The sequence below is a fragment of the Sphingomonas zeicaulis genome (genome assembly GCF_050433225.1).
Taxonomy (GTDB): domain Bacteria; phylum Pseudomonadota; class Alphaproteobacteria; order Sphingomonadales; family Sphingomonadaceae; genus Sphingomonas_D; species Sphingomonas_D zeicaulis.
Genome location: NZ_JBNPXQ010000002.1, coordinates 638,125 through 656,129 on the forward strand (window position 1 = coordinate 638,125; position 18,005 = coordinate 656,129).

At 65.6% G+C, this 18,005-nt stretch carries 14 protein-coding genes; 5 read left to right on the plus strand and 9 right to left on the minus strand.

Going from position 1 to position 18,005, the window contains the following annotated elements; translation table 11 throughout:
* Nucleotides 1-5: 5 nt before the first annotated feature.
* The 9 genes from FHS96_RS12055 to FHS96_RS12095 all read right to left on the minus strand — a co-directional run bounded on the left by FHS96_RS12055 (nt 6) and on the right by FHS96_RS12095 (nt 6,753).
* On the minus strand, nt 6-326 hold the full coding sequence (locus FHS96_RS12055; RefSeq protein ID WP_429591338.1) for an HNH endonuclease: 321 nt from the start codon (nt 324-326) through the stop codon (nt 6-8).
* Nucleotides 323-1,279 carry a zinc transporter ZntB gene (locus tag FHS96_RS12060; protein ID WP_429591341.1) on the minus strand — a complete coding sequence of 319 codons (957 nt, stop codon included), beginning with the start codon at nt 1,277-1,279 and terminating at the stop codon, nt 323-325. The genes FHS96_RS12055 and FHS96_RS12060 overlap by 4 nt, the downstream gene beginning before the upstream one ends.
* Entirely contained in the window at nt 1,276-2,052 is a 777-nt protein-coding gene (locus FHS96_RS12065; protein ID WP_429591787.1) for a precorrin-2 dehydrogenase/sirohydrochlorin ferrochelatase family protein, read from the minus strand. The genes FHS96_RS12060 and FHS96_RS12065 overlap by 4 nt, the downstream gene beginning before the upstream one ends.
* Before the next feature lie 171 nt (nt 2,053-2,223).
* Nucleotides 2,224-3,573 carry an ammonium transporter gene (locus FHS96_RS12070; RefSeq protein WP_429591344.1) on the minus strand — a complete coding sequence of 450 codons (1,350 nt, stop codon included), beginning with the start codon at nt 3,571-3,573 and terminating at the stop codon, nt 2,224-2,226.
* Nucleotides 3,574-3,589: 16 nt separating this feature from the next.
* Nucleotides 3,590-3,928 carry a P-II family nitrogen regulator gene (locus tag FHS96_RS12075; protein WP_025294327.1) on the minus strand — a complete coding sequence of 113 codons (339 nt, stop codon included), beginning with the start codon at nt 3,926-3,928 and terminating at the stop codon, nt 3,590-3,592.
* 320 nt (nt 3,929-4,248) lie between these two features.
* Nucleotides 4,249-4,449 (minus strand): putative signal transducing protein, encoded by a 201-nt coding sequence (locus FHS96_RS12080; RefSeq protein WP_429591347.1) that lies wholly within the window; start codon nt 4,447-4,449, stop codon nt 4,249-4,251.
* Between the two features lie 4 nt (nt 4,450-4,453).
* Complete coding sequence (locus tag FHS96_RS12085; protein WP_429591349.1) at nt 4,454-5,014, minus strand: DUF924 family protein; 561 nt, start codon at nt 5,012-5,014, stop codon at nt 4,454-4,456.
* Nucleotides 5,015-5,087: 73 nt separating this feature from the next.
* Nucleotides 5,088-6,524 carry a metalloprotease TldD gene (gene tldD / locus FHS96_RS12090; protein ID WP_429591351.1) on the minus strand — a complete coding sequence of 479 codons (1,437 nt, stop codon included), beginning with the start codon at nt 6,522-6,524 and terminating at the stop codon, nt 5,088-5,090.
* 19 nt (nt 6,525-6,543) lie between these two features.
* The gene (locus FHS96_RS12095; RefSeq protein ID WP_429591354.1) at nt 6,544-6,753 is read right to left on the minus strand and encodes a zinc-finger domain-containing protein; all 210 of its coding nucleotides are present in this window, start codon (nt 6,751-6,753) and stop codon (nt 6,544-6,546) included.
* A gap of 165 nt (nt 6,754-6,918) precedes the next feature.
* Here FHS96_RS12095 and FHS96_RS12100 point away from each other — a divergent pair, with 165 nt between their 5' ends.
* The 5 genes from FHS96_RS12100 (at nt 6,919) to FHS96_RS12120 (ending at nt 17,942) form a co-directional block, all read left to right on the plus strand.
* The gene (locus FHS96_RS12100; protein ID WP_429591357.1) at nt 6,919-8,166 is read left to right on the plus strand and encodes an FHA domain-containing protein; all 1,248 of its coding nucleotides are present in this window, start codon (nt 6,919-6,921) and stop codon (nt 8,164-8,166) included.
* A gap of 97 nt (nt 8,167-8,263) precedes the next feature.
* Nucleotides 8,264-9,199, plus strand: a complete 936-nt coding sequence (locus FHS96_RS12105) for an ABC transporter ATP-binding protein (RefSeq protein ID WP_429591360.1) — start codon at nt 8,264-8,266, stop codon at nt 9,197-9,199.
* Nucleotides 9,192-10,787 carry an L-aspartate oxidase gene (gene nadB, locus FHS96_RS12110; protein ID WP_429591363.1) on the plus strand — a complete coding sequence of 532 codons (1,596 nt, stop codon included), beginning with the start codon at nt 9,192-9,194 and terminating at the stop codon, nt 10,785-10,787. The genes FHS96_RS12105 and nadB overlap by 8 nt, the downstream gene beginning before the upstream one ends.
* Nucleotides 10,788-10,880: 93 nt before the next feature.
* Nucleotides 10,881-12,092, plus strand: coding sequence for an SGNH/GDSL hydrolase family protein (locus FHS96_RS12115; protein WP_429591366.1), 1,212 nt, complete (start codon nt 10,881-10,883; stop codon nt 12,090-12,092).
* 333 nt (nt 12,093-12,425) lie between these two features.
* On the plus strand, nt 12,426-17,942 hold the full coding sequence (locus FHS96_RS12120) for a hypothetical protein (RefSeq protein WP_429591369.1): 5,517 nt from the start codon (nt 12,426-12,428) through the stop codon (nt 17,940-17,942).
* Nucleotides 17,943-18,005 lie beyond the last annotated feature (63 nt).

Genomic DNA, 18,005 nt, shown 5'->3' on the forward strand with positions numbered 1-18,005 from the left:
ACCGGTCAACGCGCGCGTCGTCCGCGCGTCGGCGCGTGGAAGTCGGGCGGCTTGCCGCGCACCCAGGCCACGAAGCGGGCGATCTCCGGGTTCGCGCGCAGCGCCTCGGCAGTGAAGTGGGTGCGTTCGAGCAGCTTGTTGCCGAGCGCGGCGTGGATCGCGTTGTGGCAGATCGGGTGGATCGGCACGGTTACCCGGCCGCCGCGGCTCTTGGGCACCGGATGGTGGCGCTCAACGCGCCGGCCCAGCGGACGATCGCACAGGAAGCAGGTCTCGGGCACGGGCGGTTGCGCGGGCTCGGGCGGCCCAGCGCGGCGGCGGCTCACCGGAACCAGTGCGCGCGCAGGAAATAGCCGGTGATGGCCACCGCGATCGCCACGCACACCCACAGCACGCCCTGGAACGCCCAGGGCTCCTTCGCGAAGGGAATGCCCTCGACATTCATGCCGAGCAGACCGGTGATGAAGGTCAGCGGCAGGAAGACCAGGGCGACCACCGAAATCAGCAGCGCGCGCGTATCGAGCTGTTCGGCGCGCAGGTCCATCACCTGCTCGTGCATCAGTGCCGCGCGTTCGCGCACCGCCTCGAGCTCTTCGGCCATGCGCGCGGCGCGGTCGGCGGCTTCCTTCAGGTGGAGGCGGTCGTCGTCCGCCAGCCAGTCCGCGGGCAGCGCGGCCAGCCGCTCGAGCGCGTCGCGCTGCGGCGAGACGAAGCGGCGATAGCCGATCGACTGCGACCGGACGCGCGAGATCGTGCGACGCAGCGCGTAGAGCCGCTCACCGTCCAGACCCTCCTCGCAATCGTCGAGTTCGTCGCCCAGCCCGGCGACGTCGGGATCGAGCTGTTCGGTGATGGCGACGGCGATGGCGGCGATGAGGTCACCGGGATCGCGCAGCCGGCCCTCGATCATCTTCGCCTCGACCTTGGGCATCGCGGTGAGACGGTGGCGGAAGACCGAGATCACCCGGCCCTTTTCCGCCCAGATGCGGATCGAGGCGAGGCTGTCGTCGATCTTCTCGGGATCTTCGGCAAGGCCGCGCAGGTTGATCAGCGCGCCATCCTCGATCGCTTCGGCGCGCGGCCGCGTCTCGGTGGCGACGAGCGCGGCGATGACGATGGGATTGAGGCAGGACTGGCGCTCCAGCCAGTCGATGCAGTCGGGGTCATTGGCATCTAGGTGCAGCCAGACGAGCGGCGCGATCCCGGTCTGGGCCAGCGCCTCCTCCAGCGACACGTGCGAGGCATGATCCCCCTCAAGCACATTGCCGAACGCCCTCATTGCATCTCCATCGTCACGAACAGCGCAAGCCCGGGGGGCAACGCATCGGGGCGTGTTTCGGCCTCAACGCGCGCGGCATCGGCGCGGGCGCGGTCGAGGATCGCGCGAGGCACGGCGGCGGTGTGGAACAGCGTATCCGCCTGCGCCAGCAGCCGCGCCTGACGCAGGGTGAGCGCGTCGGGATCGGGCGAGGTGAGGGCGAGGGGGACGAGGCGGGTGGCGGCGTTGACCGCGCCGGCGCTGGCGAGCCAGGTGGCGACCGCGTCGTCCTCATGCGCGATGAACGGATCGAGCGGGCCGCCGGGATCGAACGCGGCGTCGATCGCGCGGCGGCGCGTCGACGGTTCGGGCCAGCGGGTGCGGATCGCCGCGCGGGCGGCGGCGAGGCCGGTGGCGATGGCGCCGAGCTGTGCGGGCAGCAGCGCCTCCAGCCGCTGGCGCAGCGCCTTGGCGAGCCCGGCGGAAGCACCGCCGGTGCCGACCGCGATCAGCACGGGGGAGCGGTCGACGATCGCGGGCAAGGTGAAGTCGCAATCCGCCGAGCGATCGACCGCGTTGACGAGGATGCCGCGCGCCTTCAGCCGCGCGATCGCAGCGCCGGCCTCCGCATCCTCCCCGATCGCGACGATGGCGAGCGCGGCGGTGGCGCTTTCATCGACGATGGTTGCGCCGGCGCGTTCGAGCAGCCGGTGTTTCGCCGCTGCGGCGTCGCCATTGCCGAGCAGGATCACCGGCCGGCCGGCGAGGCGGACGAAGATCGGCAGGCTGGGCATCGTCTCTGACATGGCGGCGCTTGTCGCGCGCCGAAGGGCGCTTGCCAAGGTGGGCCGGAGGATAGCGGCGCTTCGCATTTCGATAAAAAATGGCCGGTGCGTTGCCGCACCGGCCAGTGGTCCGCAGGAGGAACCTATGTGGGGGGGCGGATCGGCCGCCCCCCGATCCGATCAGTAGTTGTAGGCACGCTCGCCATGCTCGCCGAGGTCGAGGCCACCCTGTTCGATTTCCGGGGTGACGCGCAGGCCGGTGAGCAGCTTGGCGGCGAAGAAGGCGATGGCGGCGCCGATCGCCGACCAGGCGATGGCGATGGCGACGGCGATGATCTGGATGCCGAGCTGGCTGCCGAGGTTATAGTCAGCCGCACCCGGGCCACCGAGCGCCGGCAGCATGGTGACGGCGGTGCCGATCGAACCGATGATGCCGCCGATGCCGTGGATGCCGAACGCGTCAAGCGAGTCGTCGAAGCCGAGCTTCGGCTTGATCTTCATCACGAAGATGCAGCAGACCACCGCGGCGACCGCACCCAGCAGGATCGCGCCGAACGGGCCGGAGTTGCCGGCGGCCGGGGTGACGGCGACGAGGCCGGCAACCGCGCCGGAGCAGGCGCCGAGCAGCGAACCGTTATGGCCGAGCGCCTTTTCGGTGAGCATCCAGAACAGGACGGCCGAAGCGGTGGCGGTGAAGGTGTTGATCATCGCGAGTGCGGCCGAGCCATTGGCTTCGAGCGCCGAGCCGGCGTTGAAACCGAACCAGCCCACCCACAGCAGGCCGGTGCCGACCAGGGTCAGGGTCAGCGAGTGTGGTGCGATGACATCCTTGCCGTAACCCATGCGCTTGCCGACAATGATCGCGCCGACCAGGGCCGAGACACCGGCGTTGATGTGGACGACGGTGCCGCCCGCGAAGTCCAGCGCGCCCAGGCCGAAGATGTAGCCGGTCGCTTCCGGGGTGGCGCCGAGGTACCACACCATGTGCGCGATCGGATAATAGACGATCGTCAGCCAGATCGCGGCGAAGACCATCAGCGCCGAGAATTTGATGCGCTCGACGAGGCCGCCGATGACCAGCGCGACCGTGATCGCGGAGAAGGTCATCTGGAAGGCGATGAAGACGAATTCGGGGATGACGACGCCGTCGGTGAAGGTCGCGACGGTCGAGTCACCGGTCACGCCGGCGAGGAAGAACTTGCCCGACGAGAGGATCTGATTGAAGTCGCCGCCGAAGGCGAGGCCATAGCCGTAGATCACCCACATGATCATCGCGAGGCTGGCGACGGCGATCGTCTGCGTCAGCACCGACAGCATGTTCTTGGTGCGGACGAGGCCGCCATAGAACAGCGCGAGGCCGGGCACGATCATCGCCATGACGAGCACGGTCGAAACCATCATCCAGGCGGTGTCGCCCTTGTTCGGGACCGGCGCGGCAGCGGCCGCATCCTGCGCCCAGGCGGGCAGCGCCGCGAAGAGGGAGACGCCCAGCGCCCCTGCTCCGCCAATCAATTTGGTCAGCGTCTTCATCTTTCCCCCTTTTTGCTCAGAGCGCGGTTTCGTCGGTTTCGCCGGTGCGGATGCGCACGGCCTGGCCGACGTCGAGCACGAAGATCTTGCCGTCGCCGATCGCCCCGGTGTTCGCGGAGGCCTGGATCGTCTCGACCACGCGGCCCGCCAGATCGCTGCCGCACACGACCTCGATCTTGATCTTGGGAACCATGTTCGTGCTGTATTCAGCGCCGCGATAGATTTCGGTCTGCCCCTTTTGCCGACCGAAGCCCTTTACTTCGCTGACTGTCATGCCCGCGACCCCGACCTCGGAGAGCGCTTCGCGCACTTCGTCGAGTTTGAATGGCTTTATGATGGCGATGACGAGTTTCATTCTGCCTCCCTCGCTTTGCAGCCACATCAGCTTCGCAAGGGGCGTGCCAAATTCGAAAATTGCGCTTTATGGTGGAACGGGAACCAATTTAGCGCGTTCTGGCGGCCGCGTGACGCCTCTTCATTGTGCAGATGCGAGAAACTGCGTAAAAATTGGGCAGTTGTGTTCCAGTTTGATTGCGGCGCTGCTCGTCTGGTGGGCACGTCCGGACGGCACGGTGGCATATCCCGGCGGGGGCAGGAGAGGGGGCGTATCACCCGAGGAACATGATCCACCCGCCTCGCTTCCCCCGAGCAAGGCTCGCGGAGGACGGGATCGGCTCAATCCCCGTCGAGCAATGCGCGTGCCGCGGCTTCGTCCTTGGCCTCGACCATCAGCCGTGCCGGCATGACCCAGCCGAGCCCGAGGCTGGCGGTTGCCCCGTCGAAGACCAAGGCCTCGATGCCGGCTGCGGCCAGCCGGTCGCGCAGGATGCCCGCGCCGATCGGATCGGTGAATTCGGCGATGGTGACGAGCGCCATCGGCCTACCAGTTGGCGCCTTCGGCCGCGGCCTCTGCCTCGCCGGGGCGGTCTTTGCGACCGAGCACGGCGTTGCGGTGCGGGAAGCGGCCGAAGCGGGCGATGATGTCATGATGCTTGCGCGCGAATTCTAGGGTCTCGTCCTGCCCGAGCGCAGTGAAAAGGGCGAGCGAGCGCTTCTGGTCCTCGATCGATTCGCTGTGCTCGAACGGGAGATAGAAGAAGATGCGTTCGTCCGCGCCAACGGCGTCGTCATAGCCCTTGTCGATCGCGCCGCGGGCGATGGCGACCGCCAGCGGATCGGTTGAAAAAGCGTCGGCATGGCCGCGGAACATGTTGCGCGAGAACTGGTCGAACAGGATCGCGCCCGCCAAGGCCTCTTCCGCAGAGCCGAGGAAGCTGGCGGCAGTGCGTGACCGCCATTCTTCCCACAGCGGCCGGAAGCGCCGGGCGATCTCGGCGTCGGTCGCATCCGAACGCTGCCACCAGCCCGCGGCGCCGACATCGCGCAGCCAATAATCGAGAATCTCGCGGGTGCCGTCCTGCACGGCGTTGGCGTCGGTCATGATCCTGCTCCCTCAAGGGCTGCGCCTGACCTGTTCAGCGATCGCGCGCCAAAAAGGTTTCAGGCGGGCCTGGTCAGGCGGCGGCGGTGCCGCCCACCGTCAGTCCCTCGATCAGCAGGGTCGGCTGCCCGACGCCGGCGGGCACGCTCTGGCCGCCCTTGCCGCACACGCCCACGCCCTCGTCCAGCGCCATGTCGTTGCCGATGCCGGTGACCTTGGTCAGCACGGTCGGGCCGTCGCCGATCAACGTCGCGCCCTTGATCGGGGCGCCCAGCCGGCCATTTTCTATGCGATAGGCCTCGGTGCAGGAAAAAACGAACTTGCCCGAGACGATGTCGACCTGGCCGCCGCCGAAGCTCTTGGCGAAGATGCCGTTCTTGACGCGGGAGAGCAGTTCGGCGGGATCGTCGTTGCCGCCGTTCATGAAGGTGTTGGTCATCCGCGGCATCGGGGCATGCGCATAGCTTTCGCGGCGGCCGTTGCCGGTGGGGGCGACACCCATCAGGCGGGCGTTCAGTCGGTCCTGGATATAGCCTTTCAGAATGCCGTCCTCGATCAGGATATTCTCCTGTGTCGGCGTGCCTTCGTCGTCGATCGAAAGCGAGCCGCGACGGTTGGCGATCGAGCCATCGTCGATCACGGTGACGCCCGGCGCGGCGACCCTTTCGCCGATCCGGCCGGAGAAGACGCTGGTGCCCTTGCGGTTGAAATCGCCTTCGAGCCCATGGCCGACCGCCTCGTGCAGCAGAACGCCGGGCCAGCCCGGCCCGAGCAGCACGGTCATTTCGCCCGCGGGAGCGGCGACCGAATCGAGGTTGACCAGCGCCTGGCGCACCGCCTCGTCGATTGCGCGATTCCACGTCGCCGGTTCGAACAGGCTGTCATAGAGATAGCGGCCGCCGATCCCGAAGCTGCCGGTTTCGCGCCGGCCGTTCTGCTCGACGACGATGCCGACGTTGAGGCGCACGAGCGGGCGGACGTCGGTCGCGACATAGCCATCGGGCCGGACGATCTCGACGACGCTCCACGCTCCGTAGAGGCCGACCGAGACCTGCGCGACGCGGGGATCGCGCGCGCGGGCGGCGGCGTCGATCGCCTGGCACAACTCCACCTTCTTCGCGAAGGGGATCAGCGCCATCGGGTCCGCCTCGGTATAGAGGTGGCGATTGCTGCGCCGGGGCGGGGCGGCGAGGCCGTTGGTCGAAGGGTCGAGCAGAGCGATGGTCGCCGCGGCACGGCGGATCGCGTCGGCGCTGACATCATTGGCGTGCGCGAAGGCGGTGGTCTCGCCCGACACGCCGCGCAGCCCGAAGCCGTTGACGGTAGAATAGTCGGCGGTCTTGAGGCGCCCGTCGTCGAACCCGAAACTCTCCTGCGCGCGATATTGCAGATAGAGTTCGCCATCGTCCGCCGACTTCAGCGCTTCGGCGGTGAGCCTGAGCGCGGTATCGGGATCGAGGGCGTCGGGGCGGTAGAGGAAGGCGCGGGGATCGGCGGCTGTCTGGGTCATGCCGCCGATATAGGCACGATCAGGCGGCTTGCGCAGCCCCGTTGTCGCCCCTGTCGGCCGGTCCGCCGATCAGGATGAAGCGATGATCGCAATAGCCGCAATCGACATAGCCCTTCTCGTCGATCTCAAGCCAAACGCGCGGGTGGCCAAGCGAAGGTGCGATTTCCGTCGCGCCGTCACAGGCGACGCGGGCGGAGTTGGTGCGGGTGGTTTCGGGCGGCGGTATCACGGGCGGAGCGCTAGCAAGCTTGGGCGGAGCGATCAACATCGGATGATCGCGTCTCGCTAAAAGTGATTGCGGGCACAGAAATCAAATGACACGTTCCGCTAAACACAGGGGGCGTCGGTGGCCAAAGGCCGCCGGAATCGGGACAAGTAGCGTGAGGATTGCCGGATGCCCCTCGAGGCCCTGACCCTGACCATCGAGAATGCAGAGGCACTGCCCGACGGCCTGCCTTCGCGCTTCGTGCTAGAGGAAGGCGGCAAGGCGGTGATCGGCCGCTCCGGCGCCAGCCAGTGGCAATTGCCCGATCCGGACAATCATATTTCCAGCAAGCATGTGCGCATCGCCTGGGAAGACGGCCATTTCATGCTGACCGATACCAGCACCAACGGCACCTATGTGAACGGCAGCGGCGACCGACTGGAAGGGGCGCACAGGCTGGCGGATGGCGACCTGATCGAGATCGGCCATTATCGCATCGCCGTGGCGCTTGCCGGCGGGGAGGCGGTGGAGGAAGCGACCGTCCTGCCGGCACAGCCGCGCGGACCCGAGATCATCGGCGGTCGTTACCGCATCGAGCGCGATCTTGATGAGGATGGCAGCTTCCGGTTGTGCCATGCGGTGGACGTCCAGCTCGAACGGCCGGTGCTGATCCGCGTCGCCAAGCCGGTGGCGTCGGATCAGGCCAGGACGCTGCTCGATGCCCATTTCGGCTATTGGCTGATCTTCGCGCGGCAGCCGATCGCGGGCATGCCCGGCGTGATCGCGATCGAGCAGGCAGCCGAACCGCCCTTCATCGTCACCGAACGGGCCGAAGGAACGCCGGTTTTCGCGTTCCTGGCCGAGACGCCGGCGGAAGCGGCACGGCCGTTGCTGGATCGGCTGCTGCGAGAGACGCTGGCGATGCTGGCGAGCCTGCATGCGCGCGGGCTGGTGCATGGCGATGTCGACATGGACAATCTGCTGGTCGCCCAGGACGGCGCGATCTGGCTGACCAATCCTGCGCCGGTGCCGCCCGAAGATGAGGACAGTGCCTATCCAGCGCCCGAACTCAGCCCCGGGCAGCCGCTGACCGCGGCAAGCGACATTTATGCGCTGGGCAAGCTGATCGAGGATGCGGCGGGCCGCACCGGCGTGGCGGCGCCCGCGGTGATCGGCTGGATGACCCTTCCCAAGGTCTATCGCCCCTCCGCTGCGGACCTGCTCGATACGCTGGGCGTGGCGATGGGTGCGGCCTTGGTCGCGCAGCCCGCGGCCCCCGCCTGGCACGCGCCCGCGCCGCCGCCACCCCCGCCGCCCGAACCGGCGGAGAAGCCGGCTCCGAAATCGGTAAGCTGGGAAGAATTCCAGGCGCGCAAGCAGGCGGCTGCGGAGGCAGGAGACGCCTCCGCGGGCTCTGGCCCGTCACCGCGCAAATGAAGCGATGAGTGCCGTTCGCTAAGCGGCGGGAAAATGGCTTCACACAGTCGTCACACAACTGCTTGGCGCAGGCCCCGCCCGGGTCTATGCGCGGCGCATGAACGAAGCGGCAGAAGCGGCCATCGTGATCGACGGCCTGGGCAAGACCTATCGCGGCGGCAAGCGCGCGCTCGACAATGTCAGCTTCGCGGTGCCGCGCGGGCAGATCTATGGGCTGCTCGGACCCAATGGCGCGGGCAAGTCGACCCTGATCAACATCCTCGCCGGGCTCGTCACCAAGACGGAGGGGCGCGCGTCGATCTGGGGCTTCGACATCGACGAGAATCCGCGCAATGCCAAATATTCGATCGGCATCGTCAATCAGGAGATCGTGTTCGATCCCTTCTTCACCCCGTTCGAGACGCTCGAGAACCAGGCCGGCTTCTACGGCGTGCCGAAGTCGGAGCGGCGCTCGATGGAATTGCTCCGCGCGCTGCATCTGGAAGACAAGCGGGACGCCTATTCGCGCACGCTCTCGGGTGGGATGAAGCGCCGGCTGATGGTGGGTAAGGCAATGGTCCATTCTCCGCCGGTGCTGGTGCTCGACGAGCCGACCGCGGGCGTGGACATCGAACTGCGCCAGCAGCTCTGGGCTTATGTCCGCCGGCTCAACCAGCAGGGCGTGACGGTGGTGCTGACCACCCATTATCTCGAGGAAGCCGAGGAACTGTGCGATCGCATCGCGATCATCAACCACGGCAAGCTGATCGCCGAGGAATCGACCCGCGCGCTGGTCGGCATGGCGCAGGAGAAGCTCGTCGAGGTGACGGTGGACCGCGATCTTGCGGAAACGCCTGCCAATATCTGTTTCGAGAAGGTCGAACTGAAGGGCGCTCGCACGCTTTCGATCACCTATCGCAAGGATCGCGTGAACGCCGGCGAGGTGCTGGCGGCGGTGCAGCGCGACGGGCTCGGCATCGTCGACGTTTCGACGCGCGAGGCCGATCTCGAAGATGTGTTCCTGAACCTGACGCGTGGGGCGGCGAATGGCTAGTCATCCCTACGATATCGTCATTGTCGGTTCCGGCGCGGCGGGCCTCACTGCCGCCCTCAACCTCGCCACCCGCTTCAAGGTCGCGGTGATCGCCAAGGGCGGGCTCTCCGAGGGGTCGACCGCGTGGGCGCAGGGCGGCATCGCCGCGGTGCTTGAGGAAGGCGACACGTTCGACAGCCATATCGAGGATACGATGATCGCCGGCGCCGGGCTCAACCGGCGCGACACGGTGGAATATGTCGTCGAGCATGCGCCAGCGGCGATCCGGCAGTTGATCGACATCGGCGTGCCCTTCAACCAGGAAGCCGGCGCGCTGCATCTGACGCGGGAGGGTGGGCACAGCCACCGCCGCATCGTCCATGTCGACGATGCCACCGGCTGGGCGGTGCAGCAGGCGCTGGAAAAGGCGGCCTATGCCAACCCGAACATCACCCTCATCCCGGACATGGCAGCGATCGACCTCGTCACCGGCCGCCATGGCGAGCGCTATTCGGGCGACGGCCGTGTCTGGGGCGTCTATGCCGCCAGCCGGCGCACCGGCCGTGTCGAACTGTTCACTGGCCGCGCGACCATCCTGGCGACGGGCGGGGCGGGGCGCACCTATCTCTATTCCACGGCCCCGCGCGGCGCGACCGGGGATGGCATCGCGATGGCATGGCGCGCCGGCGCGCGCATCTCCAACATGGAATTCATGCAGTTCCACCCGACCTGCCTCTACAATCTGGAGGTGAAGAACTTCCTGATCACCGAGGCGGTGCGTGGCGAGGGCGGGCTGCTGAAGCTGCCGCCGGGCGTGCAGGGCGGTGGCGAGCGCTTCATGCCGCGCTTCGACCCGCGCGGGGAACTGGCGCCACGCGATGTCGTCGCCCGCGCGATCGACCATGAGATCAAGCGCCTCGGGCTCGACTATGTCCATCTCGACATCAGCCACAAGCCGCCGGAGTTCGTGAAGGGGCATTTCCCCAACATCTACAACCGGCTGATCGATCTCGGCATCGACATCACCACCCAGCCGATCCCGGTGGTGCCCGCCCAGCATTATACCTGCGGCGGTATCCTGGTGGACCTCAAGGGCCGCACCGACCTGCCCGGCCTCTATGCGGTGGGCGAGTGCACCCAGTCCGGCCTGCATGGCGCCAATCGCCTCGCCTCCAACTCGCTGCTCGAATGTTTCGTGTTCGGCGAGGCGGCGGCGGCGCATATCGGCCGCCATTTCGACGAACTGCCCGCCCCGCCGCCGATCCGCGTGTGGGACGAAAGCCGGGTGACGGACTCGGACGAGGAAGTTATCGTCCAGCACAATTGGCGCGAGATCCGGCGCTTCATGTGGGACTATGTCGGCATCGTACGCACCACCAAGCGGCTGGAACGCGCGCAGCACCGCATCGCCATGCTGCGGCAGGAGGTCGCCGATTATTACGGCCACTTCCGCGTGACGCCCGACCTGATCGAGCTGCGCAACCTCGTCGAGGTGGCCGACCTGATCGTGCGATCGGCGCTGCACCGCAAGGAAAGCCGCGGGCTGCATTACACACTCGATTATCCCGAAACGCTGCCGCAGGCGGTGGACACGATTCTCGTCCCCTGAGCGCGCGCGTTTTCCGTCGCATGATGAAACATTTGGTCCGTATGTGAACAAGAAGCGGCGCGTCCTCGCGTCGCCCGGAGGGAGATGCCGATCATGAAGCGCCGCACCATCAACCGCACCGTCAACCGCTTCATCCTGCTGCCCGTGCTGCTGGCGATCCTGCCCGGTGCCGCGCACGCCGAACGCTGGGTGCGCAGCTGGGCCGCGGCGCCGCAGGAAGTGCTGCCCGCCAGCGCCAACAGCCCGATGCCCGACCTCAAGGATCGCACCGTGCGGCAGGTGGTGCGGCTTTCGACGGGCGGGGACTCGCTGCGCATCCGGCTGACCAACGAATTGTCGGCGACGCCGCTGAAGCTGGGCCGTGTGACGATCGCGGTCAGCGAGGCCGATGGCCGGATCGTCGCGGGCAGCGTGCAGACGGTCGACTTCGGCGGCGCGGTGGCGATCCCCGCGCATGCGCCGCTGGTGAGCGCGCCGATCGCCTTCAAGGCGAAGCCGCTGCAGCGCGTGACGATCAGCATCCACTTGCCCGAGGGCGCCGATGCGCCGACCATGCACCCTTATTCCGCCGCCACCGCGTGGATCGCCGCCGGTGACCAGACCGGTGCGGCGATGCTGACCGACGCCACCACCTACAACCGCCGCGTGCTGATCGCCGGCGTCGACGTCGATGGCCCCCGCACCGCGCATACGGTGGTGACGTTGGGCGACTCGATCACCGATGGCGTTCGCGCCACCGACAATGCCGATACGCGCTATCCCGACATCCTCGCCGAGCGGCTGCAGAAGGCGGGCCTGCGCAATGTGGCGGTCGCCAATCTTGGCCTGAGCGGCAACCGCATCCTGACGGACGGCGCCGGCCCCAATGCGCTTGCCCGCTTCGATCGCGACGTGCTCGCCGTGCCCGGCGTGTCGCATGTGCTGGTGCTGGAAGGCGTCAACGACATCGGCTCCGCCGCGCGTGGCAAGCAGCCGCTGCCGACACCGGAGGCGCTGATCGCCGCCTATCGCCAGATGATCGCCCGCGCGCATGCCGAAGGCGTGAAGGTGATCCTCTGCACCATCCTCCCCTACAAGGGCGCCGGTTACTGGACGCCGGAAGGCGAGGCGGTGCGCAAGGCGGTCAACGCCTGGATCCTCTCCAACCGCGAGGCGGATGGCGCCGTCGACCTCGCCCGCGCGATCGCCGATCCGGCGGACCCGGATCGGATGGCCAAGCCCTATGACGTCGGCGACGCGCTCCACCCCAATGATGCCGGCTTCAAGGTGATGGCCGAGGCGGTCGATCTCAAATTGTTGCGATAGTGCAGCGATACGGGCAGGGTTGATTGTTTCCGGATTGTAACTCGAACGATCAACCTGCCGCCGGGCTGGAATAGAACAGTCCGAAATGGAGTGATCTTTCCTCGTTGCGAGGCTTCTTCGCCACGACTTCATCCGATTTGCTCGTTTTCGGCACTGAAACACTCTTGTCGTGAAGTTGCGTTAAGCTACTCATGATTAGTCTGATGCCGGGCGTCTGCCCGGGGTCGTGGGGTGTTGGGGGTTCCGGACGATCGATCGTCACGCGACCGCGGGCAAAGGCCCGCGGCCACGCTGACGCTGCGCTTGATCCCCGCCAGTTGAGGGAATGAGCGAATGGCTGTGATCAATGGAACCGCCGGTGCCGACACGCTGACCGGTACGAATGCTGCGGATACCATCAACGGACTGGGTGGTGATGATACGCTGAATGGCGGCAGTGGTGACGACGTCCTGAATGGTGGGGACGGGATCGACCGCCTCAACGGCGGCGTAGGCAATGACACGCTGAATGGCGATGCGGGCAATGACATTCTAAACGGCGGTGCCGGCACCAATATCCTCAACGGGGGCGCCGGCAATGACAGCATCACGAGCCAGAACGGTCTCAACGATCAGATCGATGGCGGCGCCGGTAATGATGAGATCATCATCTATTCGGCGGTGGTCGGCCAGACGGTCATCAATGGCGTGATACGCGGTGGTGTTGGCACCGATCGTCTGACGCTCCGTGACGGCACCTTCGGTACGCTCACCGTCGAAGGTATCGAGCAAATTTTCGGCGAGGCCTTCGGAACCAGCGGCGACGACATGATCGATCTGTCGTCGATCGCTCTGAGGGGGGACATGGTCACGCTGTGGGGCGAACTCGGCGACGATCGGCTGATCGGTGGCGGCGAGAGCGATACGCTGAATGGCGGCGATGGTGATGACTATCTGAGCGGTGGCGCGAATGCAGACTTTCTGAACGGAGAGGGTGGCACGAACACACTGTTGGGTGGCGATGGCAATGACGAGATCATCAGCAGGGGCAAGGCTGACATTGTCGATGGCGGGGCGGGCGACGACAGTCTGTTTGTTGATGCCGGCGTGCTCGGCGGCGACCTGGCGGGTGGAGCCGGAACGGATAGCATCGAATTCTATCTCTCCGGTTTCGATGCATCCGGCACCGGTGTGATCAGCGGTTTCGAGAGGGTTTCCGGTACGCTCTATGCGGACGGCAATGGCGGCATTCTTGATCTTTCGCGGCTGACGGGAGCCACGGGTGGTCTGGATATTTTCGGTAGTGGCGCAAACGACCAAATTCTGGGCGGTGCCGAAATCGACAATATCTTCGGATATGGCGGTACCAATCGGCTTGAGGGCGGCGCCGGCAATGATCGCATCTATAGTTCCGGTGTGGCGGATCTAATCGATGGCGGCGCCGGGGATGACCAGATCGTTTTCAATGCGGGCGGCATCCTTGGCGGTGCGGTGAATGGAGGAGCGGGGACGGATCGGCTCTTCTTCAATGGGGCTGGCATCGATGCAGCATCCTTCTCGGCAACATTCGCGGGTTTTGAGACGGTCAGCGGATGGATTTCCGGTGGGGCGGGCGATGATGTTTTCGATGCCAGTACCCTGACCGCAAGGACGAACAGCGCTGGTGACCTGTTCTCGATCGATGGCAACGGCGGCGATGACGTGCTGACCGGCCTTGCGGGCACGGAGTCGTTGAGCGGTGGCGATGGCAATGACAGGCTCTATGCGCTTGGGGGAGATGATGTTGTCTGGGGCGGTTCGGGCGACGATGTGATCGATGCTGGCGCCGGGGATGATCGTGTCCATGAGTCGGAAGGTAACGATCATATTCTCGGTGGAGAAGGAAATGATGATCTCAGTGGTGGAAGTGGCATCGACATCATTGATGGCGAGGAAGGTGATGATGTCATTGGCATTAATGGCGGTCGTGCCTTAGGTAGCACCGGAAATGATCAAATCTTTGCTTACGGGCGAGCAGAGCTGCTTTCGGGTGGTGATGGAGATGATTATTTCGAGGTTTCTGGTGTTTTGGGGGCGATTGACGGCGGGGCTGGTTCGGATCGTCTGCAATTGGTGAATGCGACGCTCGCCGCCGATACCGATGTGTCGATCACCGGCGTCGAGAGGATGTTCGGAAGAATTTCGGGAAGCGCGCAAGCTGATGTCCTTGATTTAACAGGAATTGCAGCCGGAGAGGTGGAAATATTTGCAGGGCGAGGCAATGATACGATCCGGGGTGGCGCCGCGACCGGCCTGATTGCTGGCGGTCAGGGTGATGATGCGCTTTATGCCGGCGATCGAGGCGCCATGCTTGTCGGAGAAGATGGCGACGATCTGCTCGAGGGTGGCGCGGGAGCGGATTGGCTTGAGGGTGGCGCTGGCGCGAACGTCTTGCACGGCGGCGACGGCAACGACACAATTTTTACCACAGGTTCTGATCTGGTCGATGGTGGTGCTGGGAATGATGAGATATTTATCGATCAAGCGACGCTTACCGGAGCAATTCACGGCGGGATCGGCAATGACCATATTGGAGGAACTGCGCGATACTCTGGAAATGTCACGATTGAGGGATTTGAAAGTGTAGGCGTCACCCTCACCGGAAGCGATGGGGATGACAGGCTAAATTTCACCGGCTCGACTGACGCTTATAGTATCACGGCAGTGAATGGTGGAGCAGGCAATGACCTCATCATTGCGGGATCGGTTCGCCTCGACGCTCGTGGCGGAGTCGGCGCTGACACATTGATTGGTGGTGCTGGGCAAGACCTGTTGCTTGGTGAAGCTGGAGATGACTTTCTTGAAGGCGGGGCGTCAGATGACCGTCTTTACGGCGGTGCTGGTTCCAATTCGTTGAGCGGCGGAGACGGCGCAGACGAGATCACCAGTGTAGGTGCCGACATTATCGATGGCGGAAATGGCGACGATGTCATTTCAGTTGATAGCGGCGCGGCTCTCCGGATCATCGCGGGTGGCGCAGGTTATGATCGTCTCGAAATTGTTGCGACATTCTCTGGTGCAGCATCGATTGCGGCGATTGAAGAGATCAATGCCCGACTGACAGGCAGTGTTGGCGATGACCTGCTCGATCTGTCGGCACTTCAAGCGAGCTATTTGGGCTTCGTTCAGGTTGATGCCGGAGCTGGCGACGATGTCGTTCGAGGCGGGGTGGAATATGATAATATCCGCGGCGGTGCTGGAAACGACATGCTGTCGGGGGGGAGTAGTGAGAGTGCAGATGGAGATATACTGGATGGTGGTACGGGCGTCGATACGGTGCTGTTCGATGACTCCGTCTATGCCGTAACCGCTGACCTCGCTGCCGGAACCGGAAATCGGGGAGGGTTTATCGAAAGACTGATTTCGATCGAGAACATCCTTGGCTCACGCTTCAACGACGCGCTGACCGGCGACGCCAATGCCAACATGATCGAAGGCGGACTCGGCAACGATACGCTGAACGGCGCCGCGGGTATTGATACCGCAAGCTATGCGTCCGCCACGGCCGGTGTGACGGTGAGCCTTGACGTCACCGCGGGCCAGAACACCGGTGCCGCCGGCACCGACACGCTCATGAATTTCGAGAACCTGCTCGGCTCCGCCTTTGCGGATACGCTCACCGGCGATGCTGGCGCGAACCGACTCATCGGCGCGGCGGGCAATGACATCCTGAACGGCGGCGACGGCGACGATGTGCTGGAAGGCGGCGCGGGCAATGACGTGCTGAACGGTGGTGCGGGCAGTGACGCCGCCAGCTATGCCGACGCCACTGCAGCGGTGCGCGTCAGTCTGGGCGTGACGGGCGCACAGAACACCGGCGGCGCCGGCACCGATACGCTGGTCGGCATCGAGCGGTTGATCGGATCGGCGTTTGACGACGTTCTGGAAGGTGGCGCCGGCGACGATGTGCTCGACGGCGGCGCCGGGCTCGATATGGTCTCCTTCGCGGCGTCGCGCGCCAGCGTCACCGTGAATTTCGGGACGGGCGCAGTCCCCGGCACCGACACTCTGATCTCGATCGAGGGCGCGCTCGGCAGTGCCTACGCGGATACGCTGATGGGCGATTCCGGTGCGAACCGCTTCGATGGTGGCGCGGGCAATGACGTGATCGACGGCGGCGCTGGCGACGACCTGATCGAGGGCGGTGCCGGTACGGGCGCCGACCGGCTGACCGGTGGTGCCGGCATCGATACGGTCAGCTATGCGGCCGCCGCAGCGCGGGTGATCGTCAATCTCGGCCTGACCACGGGGCAGAACACGCTGGGTGCCGGCGGCGATACATTGTCCGGCTTCGAGAACCTGATCAGCAGCGCGTTCAACGACACGCTGACCGGTGCTGCCGATGCCAACCGCATCGAGGCTGGGCTCGGCAACGACATCGTCAACGGCCTTGCCGGCAATGACGTGCTGATCGGCGGCAACGGTGATGACACGCTCATGGGCGGCGCGGGGGATGACAGCGTCGATGGCGGCGCTGGCGTGGATATCGCAAGCTATGCCGATGCGACCGCCGCTGTCACCGTCAGCCTGCTCGTCGCCACCGCGCAGAACACGGGCGGCGGCGGGACCGACACGCTGGCAGGCATCGAGGGGCTGATCGGATCGGCGTATAACGACATGCTGAGCGGCACCGCGGGCGACAACAGCCTGTCGGGCGGCGGCGGCAACGATCTGATCAGCGGCGACCTTGGCAATGACGTGATCGACGGCGGCTTCGGCGTCGACACGCTCGATTATTCGCTGGTCGGCGCCGGTGTGACGGTGAACCTGATCAGCCAGTCGGTGCAGAACACCGGCGGCGCTGGTTCGGATCGCATCCGCAGCATCGAGAATGTGATCGGCACCGCCTTCGCCGACACGCTGACCGGCAATGAATATGGCAATGTGCTGACCGGCGGCGGCGGCAATGACGTGCTGGTGGGCAATGCCGGGAATGATGTGCTGGACGGTGGCGCCGGCATCGACACCGCGAGCTACGCCAACGCTGCGACCGGCGTGCGCGTAAACTTGGCGCTGGCCGGCGCGCAGAGCACGCTCGGTGCGGGAACCGACACCGTGATCGGGATCGAGAATGTCATCGGATCGGCGTACGACGATGTGCTGACCGGTGACGCTGGCGACAATGTGCTGACCGGCAATGCCGGCAACGACACGCTGCTAGGCGGGCTCGGCAACGACACGCTCTCGGGCGGTGCCGGCTTCGACACCGTGAGCTATGCGACCGCGACGACGGGCGTGACGGTCAGCCTGCTGCTGACCACCGCGCAGAACACCGGCGGCGCGGGGATCGATACCTTGTCGTCGATCGAGCATCTGATCGGCTCGAACCAGGCCGACACGCTGACCGGCAGCGCCCAGGCAAACACCATAGTCGCCGGCGCGGGCGATGATGTCGTCGACGGCGGCAGCGGCAACGACATGATCGAGGGCGGCAACGGCAATGACGTGCTCAAGGGCGCCGGCGGCGACGACATCCTGATCGGCGGTTCGGGCCGCGACACGCTGACCGGTGGGGCGGGCAATGATCGCTTCGTCTACCAGTCGACGATCCAGAGCCCGGCGAGCGCCAATGCCGACCGCATCACCGACTTCGCGCTGGGCGACATTCTGGATCTGTCGGCGGTGGACGCGAACAGCGTGGCGGCGGGCGATCAGGCGTTCGTGCAGGTGGCGGCGTTCTCCGGTACCGCGGGGCAGCTTACGCTGGCGTTCGATGCCGCGAGCAACACCACCACCTTGCGCGGGGATGCCGATGGCAATGGTGTGGCGGATTTCTCGATCCTGTTCACCGGCAATGTTGCGGCGGCGGTGACCGCGAACTGGGTGTTGTAATGCGCGCGCCTTCCGATGCCGGAGTTGATCCATGCGGCAAGGGTGTGGCGAACGACGCGCGTT

What these genes read in the sequence shown, in the direction of transcription:
- tldD (WP_429591351.1), bottom strand. Translation starts at nt 6,524, where the DNA reads ATGACCCAGACAGCCGCCGATCCCCGCGCCTTCCTCTACCGCCCCGAC.
- FHS96_RS12120 (WP_429591369.1), top strand. Translation starts at nt 12,426, where the DNA reads ATGGCTGTGATCAATGGAACCGCCGGTGCCGACACGCTGACCGGTACG.
- FHS96_RS12085 (WP_429591349.1), bottom strand. Translation starts at nt 5,014, where the DNA reads ATGACCGACGCCAACGCCGTGCAGGACGGCACCCGCGAGATTCTCGAT.
- FHS96_RS12065 (WP_429591787.1), bottom strand. Translation starts at nt 2,052, where the DNA reads ATGCCCAGCCTGCCGATCTTCGTCCGCCTCGCCGGCCGGCCGGTGATC.
- FHS96_RS12115 (WP_429591366.1), top strand. Translation starts at nt 10,881, where the DNA reads ATGAAGCGCCGCACCATCAACCGCACCGTCAACCGCTTCATCCTGCTG.
- FHS96_RS12080 (WP_429591347.1), bottom strand. Translation starts at nt 4,449, where the DNA reads ATGGCGCTCGTCACCATCGCCGAATTCACCGATCCGATCGGCGCGGGC.
- FHS96_RS12105 (WP_429591360.1), top strand. Translation starts at nt 8,264, where the DNA reads ATGAACGAAGCGGCAGAAGCGGCCATCGTGATCGACGGCCTGGGCAAG.
- FHS96_RS12075 (WP_025294327.1), bottom strand. Translation starts at nt 3,928, where the DNA reads ATGAAACTCGTCATCGCCATCATAAAGCCATTCAAACTCGACGAAGTG.
- nadB (WP_429591363.1), top strand. Translation starts at nt 9,192, where the DNA reads ATGGCTAGTCATCCCTACGATATCGTCATTGTCGGTTCCGGCGCGGCG.
- FHS96_RS12100 (WP_429591357.1), top strand. Translation starts at nt 6,919, where the DNA reads ATGCCCCTCGAGGCCCTGACCCTGACCATCGAGAATGCAGAGGCACTG.
- FHS96_RS12070 (WP_429591344.1), bottom strand. Translation starts at nt 3,573, where the DNA reads ATGAAGACGCTGACCAAATTGATTGGCGGAGCAGGGGCGCTGGGCGTC.
- FHS96_RS12060 (WP_429591341.1), bottom strand. Translation starts at nt 1,279, where the DNA reads ATGAGGGCGTTCGGCAATGTGCTTGAGGGGGATCATGCCTCGCACGTG.